This window comes from Nonomuraea lactucae (genome assembly GCF_003313395.1).
GTDB classification, from domain to species: Bacteria; Actinomycetota; Actinomycetes; order Streptosporangiales; family Streptosporangiaceae; genus Nonomuraea; species Nonomuraea lactucae.
In genome coordinates, this window is the sequence record NZ_QNFZ01000580.1 from 1 (window position 1) to 1,984 (window position 1,984).

1 protein-coding gene and 1 pseudogene are annotated in these 1,984 nt (G+C 69.8%); one reads left to right on the forward strand and one right to left on the reverse strand.

The genetic code is table 11. The annotated features are described in order from the left end of the window. Positions 1-40: 40 nt before the first annotated feature. Complete coding sequence (locus DQW85_RS23815; protein WP_113702287.1) at positions 41-1,717, forward strand: alpha-amylase family protein; 1,677 nt, start codon at positions 41-43, stop codon at positions 1,715-1,717. 15 nt (positions 1,718-1,732) lie between these two features. On the opposite strand, the pseudogene DQW85_RS23820 reads toward DQW85_RS23815, so the two are convergent. Further along, positions 1,733-1,984 (reverse strand): annotated as a pseudogene (locus DQW85_RS23820) (cytochrome d ubiquinol oxidase subunit II); the annotation flags it as partial.

Below are 1,984 nucleotides of genomic sequence, written 5' to 3' on the forward strand. Positions count from 1 at the left end.
AGGCGCATGTGAGTACCAGCAGGTCAGAGAGGATTCTCCGATGCGACTGACCTACACGTCGGATCTGTGGTGGAAGAACGCCGTCGTCTACTGCCTGGACGTCGAGACGTTCAAGGACGGCAACGACGACGGGATCGGCGACTTCCGCGGGCTGACGCAGGAGATCGACTATCTCGCGGGGCTGGGCGTGACATGCCTGTGGCTCATGCCGTTCTACCCCTCGCCCGGCAAGGACGACGGCTACGACGTCACCGACTTCTACAGCGTCGATCCCCGGTTGGGCACGCTCGGCGATTTCGTGGAGTTCATGCGGACCGCGCACGACCGGGGGCTGCGCGTCATCGCCGACCTCGTCGTCAACCACACCTCCGACCAGCACCCGTGGTTCGTGGAGGCGCGCTCCGGCAAGGACTCGCCGCTGCGCGACTGGTACGTCTGGTCGGACGTGCCCGAGCCCGACGACAAGAGCCAGATCGTCTTCCCCGACAAGGAGGACAGCGTCTGGGAGCTGGACGAGCGGACGGGGCAGTACTTCCTGCACAGCTTCTACCGCCACCAGCCGGACCTGAACGTGGCCAACCCGGCCGTCCGTGACGAGATCACCCGCGTCCTCGGCTTCTGGATGGAGCTGGGGCTGTCGGGCTTCCGGGTGGACGCGGTGCCGTTCCTCATCGAGAACGTCAACCCCAAGCTGGCCGACCCCCACGACTTCCTGGCGGACCTGCGGGCGTTCATGACCCGGCGCAAGGGCGACTCGGTGCTGCTCGGCGAGGTCAACGTCCCGTACGAGGAGCTCGTCGGCTACTTCGGGGAGGGCCTCGGCGACCAGGTCACCATGTGCTTCGACTTCATCGGCATGCAGCGCGCCTGGCTGTCGATGGCCCGCGGCGACGCCCGGCCGCTCGCCTCGGCCCTCAGGGAGCGTCCCCAGGCTCCCAGGGACTGCCAGTGGGCCACGTTCCTGCGCAACCACGACGAGCTGACGCTGGACAAGCTCACCGAGGAGGAGCGTCAGGAGGTCTTCCGGGCCTTCGGCCCCGACAAGGACATGCAGGTCTTCGACCGCGGCCTGCGCCGTCGCCTGCCGACCATGCTCGGCGGCGACATGAGGCGCGTGAAGATGGCCTACAGCCTGCTGCTCTCCATGCCGGGCACTCCGGTGCTGTTCTACGGGGAGGAGATCGGCATGGGGGAGAACCTCAAGGCGGAGGGCCGCATGGCGGTACGCGTCCCGATGCAGTGGTCGCCCGACGGCGGCTTCAGCATGCGCGAGCCGGTGCGCGAGATGCCGGACGGCGCGTTCGCCCCGGGCCGGGTGAACGTGGCCGACCAGAAGCGGGACACCGGCTCGCTGCTGCGCTGGATCCAGTTGCTCGTCGAACGCTACCGGGAGTGCCCGGAGCTGGCGTGGGGCACCTGCACCGTCCTCGACCCCGGTCGTCCGGCCGTCCTGGCCCATCGCAGCGACGCGGACGGCGCCACGGTGGTCGCTCTCCACAACCTGGGCGACACCGCCGAGGACGTGAAGCTCACGCTGGAGGGCCTGGAGGGCTGCCTGCTGACCGATCTGCTGGAGGACGGCTCGGTCGAGGTGCCGGAAAGCGGCGTCGCCGCGCTGTCGCTGGATCCGTACGGCTGCCGCTGGCTGCGCGCCTCGGCTCCCGAGGTGCCGCCGGAGGACGCCTCGGTGAAGTCGGAGCACCCGATTGACCACTAGCGCCCCGAACCCCTCTCACAGGTACGACGGGCCGGTCACGCGGTGCCTGAACGTCCACCACACCCATGCCTGCGTGGCCACCAGGAGCGGGATCAGCACGAGGATCACCGGCGTCAGGAACGGGGCCGTGGGCCCGGCCGTGAGCGGCAGCCGCAGCCCCGACAGCACGCCGATCACCACGAGCGCCCCGGCCGTGAGCGCGTAGGTGCGGACCTCGCCGGACCCGCCGGACAGCACGGCCGCCCGCCGGTGCGGCCCCCCGCGCAG

Bases quoted from the DNA above. Each gene is read 5' to 3' on its own strand.
- DQW85_RS23815 (WP_113702287.1), top strand. From the start codon at position 41: ATGCGACTGACCTACACGTCGGATCTGTGGTGGAAGAACGCCGTCGTC.